Here is a 7,800-nt window from a genome sequence, read left to right on the forward strand (position 1 = left end):
ATGCCGCGCCGTTCCGACATCAAGAGCGTCCTGATCATCGGCGCCGGGCCCATCGTCATCGGCCAGGCCTGCGAATTCGATTACTCCGGCGCGCAGGCATGCAAGGCGCTGCGCGACGAGGGCTACCGGGTGATCCTGGTCAACAGCAATCCGGCCACGATCATGACCGACCCGGAAATGGCCGATGCGGTCTACATCGAGCCGATCAACTGGAAAACGGTCGAGAAGATCATCGCCAAGGAGAAGCCCGACGCGTTGCTGCCCACCATGGGCGGGCAGACCGCGCTGAACTGCGCGCTGGACCTGGCCGATCACGGCGTGCTGGAGCAGTACGGGGTTGAACTCATCGGCGCGTCGCGCGATGCGATCCGCATGGCCGAGGATCGTGAGCTGTTCCGGGTGGCGATGGAGGAGATCGGGCTGGAATGCCCAAAGGCCGAAGTCGCCAGGTCGCTCGAGCAGGCGCTGGAAATCCAGGCGCGGGTCGGCTATCCCACCATCATCCGCCCGAGCTTCACCCTGGGCGGCAGTGGCGGCGGCATCGCCTACAATCGCGAGGAGCTCATCGAGATCGTCGGCCGCGGCCTGGAGCTGTCGCCGACCAGCGAGGTGCTGGTCGAGGAATCGGTGCTGGGCTGGAAGGAGTTCGAGATGGAGGTGGTTCGCGACACTGCGGACAACTGCATCATCGTCTGCTCGATCGAGAACCTCGACCCGATGGGCGTGCATACCGGCGACAGCATCACCGTGGCGCCCGCGCAGACCCTGACCGACAAGGAATACCAGCGCCTGCGCGACGCCAGCATCGCCGTGCTGCGCAAGATCGGGGTGGATACCGGTGGCAGCAATGTCCAGTTCGGGATCAACGCCCAGACCGGCCGCGTGGTGGTGATCGAGATGAACCCGCGGGTGTCACGTTCGTCCGCGCTGGCATCGAAGGCCACCGGCTTTCCGATCGCCAAGGTGGCGGCCAAGCTTGCCGTGGGCTACACCCTGGACGAGCTGAAGAACGAGATCACCGGCGGCCTTACCCCGGCCTCGTTCGAGCCGAGCATCGATTACGTCGTCACCAAGATCCCGCGTTTCGCGTTCGAGAAATTTCCGGCTGCGGACTCGCGCCTGACCACGCAGATGAAATCGGTCGGCGAGGTCATGGCGATCGGCCGCACCTTCCAGGAGTCGATGCAGAAGGCCCTGCGCGGTCTGGAAACCGGCAAGACCGGCTTCGACCCGACCGGCCTGGACCTGCGTGACGCCGACGACCTGCTCACCCTCAGACGCGAGATCAAGGAAGCGGGGCCCGAACGCCTGTTCTATCTCGCCGATGCCTTCCGCGCCGGCATGTCGGTCGAGGACGTGCATGGGCTGTCTTTCGTCGATCCGTGGTTCCTCGATCAGATCGAGGAGCTGATCGCCGAGGAAGCGGCGACCGCGAAAGCCGGGCTCGATGCGCTGGACCGTTCCCGCCTGCGCCAGCTCAAGCGCCGCGGGTTCTCCGACGCGCGCCTGGCGCAGCTGGTCGGTACCGACGAGAAGGCGATCCGCGCGCTGCGCCACGCGCACGGGATCAAGCCGGTCTACAAGCGGGTGGATTCCTGTGCCGCCGAGTTCGCCACCACCACCGCTTACCTGTATTCGACCTACGAGGACGAATGCGAGGCGCAGCCGACCGGCCGCGACAAGATCATCGTGCTCGGGGGCGGGCCGAACCGGATCGGCCAGGGCATCGAGTTCGACTACTGCTGCGTGCACGCCGCGCTGGCGCTGCGCGAGGACGGGTTCGAGACCATCATGGTCAACTGCAACCCGGAGACGGTCAGCACCGATTACGACACGTCCGACCGGCTTTACTTCGAACCACTGACGCTGGAAGACGTGCTGGCGATCGTCGAAGTCGAAAAGCCCAAGGGCGTGATCGTGCAGTACGGCGGGCAGACCCCGCTGAAGCTGGCGCGCGCGCTCGAGGCCAATGGCGTGCCGATCATCGGCACCTCACCCGAGTCGATCGACCTAGCCGAGGATCGTGAGCGCTTCCAGCAACTGGTCGAGCGCCTGGGCCTGAAGCAGCCGCCCAACCGGACCGCGCGCAGCGCGGAGGAAGCCCTGGTGCTGGCACGCGAGATCGGCTACCCGCTGGTGGTGCGCCCGAGCTACGTGCTCGGCGGCCGCGCAATGGAAGTGGTGCATGCGGATGCCGACCTGGCCCGCTACATGCGCGACGCGGTCAAGGTCTCGAACGATTCGCCGGTGCTGCTCGACCGCTTCCTGGACAACGCCGTGGAAGTGGATGTCGATGTGATCGCGGACCGCACTGGTGCAGTGTTGATCGGCGGGCTGATGGAGCATATCGAGGAAGCCGGCGTGCACTCGGGCGATTCGTCCTGCTCGCTGCCGCCGTATTCGCTCTCGCGCGGCACCCAGGACCGACTGCGCGAACAGGTGGTGGCGCTGGCCAAGGCGCTGGACGTGGTCGGGCTGATGAACACCCAGTTCGCGATCCAGACCGATGGCGAAGGCCACGACACGATCTACCTGCTGGAGGTCAATCCGCGCGCGTCGCGCACCGTGCCGTTCGTGTCCAAGGCGACCGGCATGCCGCTGGCCAAGATCGCCGCGCGCTGCATGGCCGGCAAGACCCTGGCCGAGCAGGGCGCCCACCAGGAAATCATCCCGGATTACTTCTCGGTGAAGGAAGCGATCTTCCCGTTCGCCAAGTTCCAGAACGTCGATCCGATCCTCGGCCCGGAGATGCGTTCCACCGGCGAGGTCATGGGCGTGGGCCGCAGCTTCGGCGCTGCCTTCGCGCGCGCCCAGGAAGCGGCGAACATCAAGGCGCCTCCTGCCGCCGGCAAGGCCTTCGTCTCGGTGCGCGATCCGGACAAGGCGCGGGTCCTGCCGGTGGCGCAGGAACTGCTGCGCCGCGGCTACCGGCTGATCGCCACCCGCGGCACCGCGCAATGGCTGCGCGACCAGGGCTTCGAATGCGAGACGATCAACAAGGTGATCGAAGGCCGCCCGCACATCGTCGATTTGATCAAGAACGGCGAGATCGCCTACATCGTGAACACCACCGAGGGCAAGCAGGCGATCAGCGACTCGTTCTCGATCCGGCGCGAGGCGCTGCAGCAGCGGGTGACCTATTCGACCACCATTGCCGGGGCCAAGGCGCTGCTGCATTCTCTCGACTTCCGCGACAGCGGACCGGTATGGTCGCTGCAGGAGTTGCACAAAGAACTGGCGTAGCTCGCGCCCAGCGTTCGCTTCCGGCGACGCGCGCAGCAACACCGACGATTGGAAACGGCGCGCGCACATGCGTGCGTCCTGAGGAGCAGGACAGATGAGACCCCCGATGACCGCAAAGGGCGCAGCGCGGCTGCGCGCGGAACTGGAAGAACTCAAGTCGGTCAAGCGGCCGGCGGTGATCGCCGCGATCGCCGAGGCGCGTGCGCACGGCGATCTGCGCGAGAACGCCGAGTACCACGCTGCGCGCGAGCAGCAGGGCTTCATCGAAGGCCGGATCAAACAGCTCGAGGGCGAGCTTTCGCATGCCCACATCATCGACGTAGCCACGCTTGATGCCGGCGACCGGGTCGTGTTCGGAGCCAGCGTGGTCCTGGCCGACGTGGATAACGACGAGGAGCGTCGCTACCAGATCGTGGGTGACCTGGAAGCCGACATCAAGCTGGGGTTGATCGCGATCTCCTCGCCGGTGGCGCGCGCCCTGATCGGCAAGCACGCGGGCGATACCATCACCATCGACGCTCCTGCGGGGCAGCGCGAGTACGAAATCGTCGGCGTCAGTTACGCAGGCTGAGGTCATGGCGCACGTCGCCCTCCTGCTGCCTGCGCGCGCACGCTTCGGCGGCCAGCGCCTGTCGCCGCAAACGGCACGCGCACTGGGCCGCGCCGACCGGCGCGACGAAAACGCCGGCGCGCGCGCGCAGCTGCGACGCCACTTCAGCCTGATCCCCGACCACTGGCCGCTGGCGTCGTTGACCCGGCGCGTCGATGCCGAGGACGCGGCCGGCGCCTGCTGGCTGCGCGCGGATCCCGCGCACGTGCGCGCCGGCATCAACGGGGCCACGCTGCTGGCCTGTGGCGATGGCGTGGGCCTCACGCCGGAGGAGACCGCGGCGCTGCTGCAGCCGCTCAGGCCGCTGTTTGGCGACACGGGTTTTCTCATCGACGCGCCGCGGCCGGGACACTGGTATCTGCGTCTGCCGCGCGAGGCGAAGCTGCCCCGTTTCACCGAGCCGTCGGAGGCGCTGGGCACGGACGTGTTCGAGCACCTGCCCGAGGGCGATGTGGGGCGTCGCTGGCGCAGCCTGCTCAGCGAAGCCGAAGTGGTTCTGCACAATCATCCGCTCAACGCCCGGCGCGCTGGCGAGGGCAGGCTGGCGGTGAATTCGCTCTGGTTCTGGGGCGGTGGCGTGTTGCCCGACCACACCAGCGCGCGGCGTGCGCGCCTGCAGTCCGACGACGAAGTGATGGGGGCGCTGGGGCACGGCAGTGCCGCCGTCGAGTCGCTGCCCGGGCAATACGGGCACGCCGAGGATGACTTGCTCGTCGATCTGCGCGCGCTGCGCGACCTCGCCCACATCGATCGCGACTGGCTGCAGCCGGCATTGCAGGATGTGGCATCTGGCCGCCTCGAAGGCCTGGAGCTGGACCTGGCCGACGGGCACATCATCGGCTTCGAGCGACGCCAACGCTGGCGCGTCTGGCGTCGACCGTGCGAGCGCCTGGGTGCGTGAGATGTGCGCAGGGAGCAGGAGCAAGTCCATTTGCCCGCGTGCCCGCCGGACCGGCGCGACGGGAATGAACGCGCCTTGAAACCCGTCATCCGACGCCGCGAATGTCCCGATACGGGCGCCTGGCCCGACAGCCTGCCGCCGCTGCTGCGCCGGATCCATGCCGCGCGCGGCTCGACCTGCATCGATGAGGCCCAGCCCAGGCTGTCCAATCTGCTGCCGCCTGACAGCCTCGGCGGCATGGAGGCGGCGACCGCGTTGCTGGCCGACGCGATCGCGCGCGACCGCCGGATCCTCATCGTTGGCGACTTCGATTGCGATGGCGCCACGGCCTGCGCGGTCGGCGTGCGCGGCCTGCAGATGCTTGGCGCGCGCAATGTCCAACATGCGGTCCCCAACCGCAGGGTGCATGGCTATGGCCTGTCGCCGGCGCTGGTCGAAGAACTCGCGGCGCTGGGGCCCGAGCTGTTGGTGACCGTCGACCATGGCATTGCCTGCCACGCCGGCATCGGCGCGGCCAAGGCGCGCGGCTGGGACGTGCTGGTCACCGATCACCACCTGCCGGGTGAGGTCCTGCCGCCCGCCGACGCGATCGTAAACCCCAACCTGCCTGACGACGGCTTCCCCAGCAAAGTGCTGGCGGGCGTCGGCGTGATGTTCTACGTACTGCTGGCGCTGCGCCGGCGCCTGCGCGAACGCGGCATGCTTGCCTCCGAGCCGGACCTGTCGGTCCTGCTCGACCTGGTGGCGGTGGGCACCGTCGCCGATCTGGTACCGCTGGATGCCAACAATCGCGCCCTGGTGGCTGCGGGGTTGCGTCGCCTGCGCGCTGGAAACGGATGCGCCGGTTTGAAGGCTTTGATCGAAGTCGCCGGTCGCGATGCGCAGCGGCTCAGCGCCACCGACATCGGCTTCGCCATCGCGCCCCGCATCAATGCCGCCGGGCGGCTGGAAGACATGGCGCTGGGCATCGAATGCCTGCTGACCGACGACCCGTCCCAGGCGCGCGAACTGGCGGCGGTACTGCATGGCATCAACGCCGAGCGCCAGGGCCTGCAGCAGGACATGGTGGACGAGGCCGAATCGATGCTGCCGCGCATCGATCCGGACGCGGTTCTGCCCCCGGCGCTCTGCTTCTACGATCCGCAGTGGCATCCCGGCGTGGTCGGCCTGGTCGCCTCCAAGCTGAAAGAACGGACCCATCGCCCGGTCGTCGCCTTCGCCCCGGCCGAGCCCGGCGGCGACAGCCTGCGGGGCTCCGCGCGTTCGATTCCCGGGCTGCACATCCGCGACGTCCTCGCGGCCGTGGACCATGCGCATCCCGGCCTGATGGACAGGTTCGGTGGCCACGCCATGGCCGCGGGCCTGAGCCTGCCATTGCATTCGCTGGCGGCCTTCCGCGCCGCGTGGCAGACGCAGGTCGCCGCCGTGCTCGATCCTGCGCTGCTGCAGGCGGAGCTCTGGAGCGACGGAGAGCTCGCGGCGGACCAGCTCGATCGCCACCACGCCGAACTGCTGCGCGACGCCGCGCCCTGGGGTCAGGGCTATCCGGAGCCGCTGTTCGACGGCTGCTTCGACGTGGTCGGAACGCGTCTGGTCGGCGCCAACCACCTCAAGCTGCGGCTGCGACTGGGCTCCCGGCAGCTCGACGCGATCCATTTCGGCGGCGCCGATGCTTGCCCGGTGACGGCACGCGTCCGCATCGCCTATCGCCTGGCGGCAGACGACTGGCGCGGAGGCGATGCGATCCAGCTCATCGTGGTCCACCGCGAGCCAGCCTGATACGCATCCCGCCTGCTAGAATCCGCGGCCGTTTTTCAAGTTTTCTCCCATGATCGAACTCAATCCCGTGCGCCAGCGCATCGCCGACCTGACCGGGCGGCTGGATGCGCTGAGGGGGTATCTTTGACTACGACGCCAAGCGCGAGCGCCTGGAAGAAGTAGAACGCGAACTGGAACATCCGGACATCTGGAACGATGCCGAACGGGCGCAGGCGCTGGGCCGCGAGCGCTCCCTGCTCGACAAGACAGTCAACGGCATCAGGACCCTGACCGAAGGCCTCGCCGGATCGGGCGAGTTGCTGGATCTGGTCGAAGCCGAGAACGACGAGGAAACCGCCAACGCGATCGTCGCCGACGTCGACCGCTACGAGAAGGGTGTGGAGCAGCTGGAGTTCCAGCGCATGTTCTCGGGCAAGATGGACTCGCATTCGGCCTTCGTCGACATCCAGGCTGGCGCCGGCGGCACCGAAGCCCAGGACTGGGCGGAAATGCTGCTGCGCATGTACCTGCGCTGGGCCGAATCGCGCGGCTGGAAGACCGAGCTGCTCGAGGCCAGCGGCGGCGACGTCGCCGGCATCAAATCGGCCACGTTCCGGGTGGAGGGCGACTTCGCCTACGGCTGGCTGAAGACCGAGACCGGCGTGCACCGCCTGGTGCGCAAGTCGCCGTTCGATTCGGACAATCGGCGCCACACCTCGTTCACTTCGGTGTTCGTCTCGCCTGAAGTCGACGACGAGATCGACATCGAGATCAACCCGGCCGACCTGAAGACCGACGTCTATCGTTCCTCCGGCGCCGGCGGCCAGCACGTCAACAAGACCGAATCTGCGGTGCGCATCACCCACGTGCCCACCGGGATCGTGGTTGCCTGCCAGACCGAGCGCAGCCAGCACGCCAACCGCGACCGCGCCATGAAGATGCTCGCCGCCAAGCTGTACGAGCTCGAGGTTCAAAAACGCAATGCGGTGCGCGACGCGGTCGAGGCCACCAAGTCCGACATCGGCTGGGGCAGCCAGATCCGCAACTACGTCCTCGACCAGAGCCGGATCAAGGATCTGCGCACCGGCATCGAGCGCAGCGACACCCAGAAGGTGCTGGACGGCGACCTGGACGAGTTCATCGAAGCGAGTCTGAAGTCCGGGCTGGAGGCTGGTTCCAAACGTCTCGACGCGGTGTAATGCTTCGTTCGCCTTGTAGGGGCGGGGGGGGCCCCCGGCGCATTACCCGCCGAACAGAACAACGCACCAACAAAGCCCGGGGGCCCCGC

5 protein-coding genes are annotated in these 7,800 nt (G+C 67.7%); all 5 read left to right on the plus strand.

Annotated elements, in window-relative coordinates; genetic code table 11:
- The 5 genes from carB (at position 1) to prfB (ending at position 7,711) form a co-directional block, all read left to right on the plus strand.
- The gene (gene carB / locus MC375_RS12735; RefSeq protein WP_242103761.1) at positions 1–3,243 is read left to right on the plus strand and encodes a carbamoyl-phosphate synthase large subunit; all 3,243 of its coding nucleotides are present in this window, start codon (positions 1–3) and stop codon (positions 3,241–3,243) included.
- 106 nt (positions 3,244–3,349) lie between these two features.
- The gene (gene greA, locus MC375_RS12740) at positions 3,350–3,814 is read left to right on the plus strand and encodes a transcription elongation factor GreA (RefSeq protein WP_242103762.1); all 465 of its coding nucleotides are present in this window, start codon (positions 3,350–3,352) and stop codon (positions 3,812–3,814) included.
- 4 nt (positions 3,815–3,818) lie between these two features.
- Positions 3,819–4,754, plus strand: coding sequence for a phosphoglycerate mutase (locus MC375_RS12745; RefSeq protein WP_242103763.1), 936 nt, complete (start codon positions 3,819–3,821; stop codon positions 4,752–4,754).
- Between the two features lie 75 nt (positions 4,755–4,829).
- A complete protein-coding gene (recJ, locus tag MC375_RS12750) occupies positions 4,830–6,533 on the plus strand; it encodes a single-stranded-DNA-specific exonuclease RecJ (RefSeq protein ID WP_242103764.1) in 1,704 nt (567 codons plus the stop codon).
- Positions 6,534–6,582: 49 nt separating this feature from the next.
- Positions 6,583–7,711, plus strand: a protein-coding gene (gene prfB / locus MC375_RS12755) for a peptide chain release factor 2 (RefSeq protein ID WP_242103765.1) whose coding sequence is annotated in 2 segments (ribosomal slippage) — positions 6,583–6,657 and positions 6,659–7,711 — 1,128 coding nt in all. Because the reading frame shifts where the segments join, the coding sequence is not laid out codon by codon here.
- Positions 7,712–7,800: the final 89 nt, after the last annotated feature.

Source organism: Lysobacter sp. M2-1 (genome assembly GCF_022662495.1).
Taxonomy (GTDB): domain Bacteria; phylum Pseudomonadota; class Gammaproteobacteria; order Xanthomonadales; family Xanthomonadaceae; genus JAKPBU01.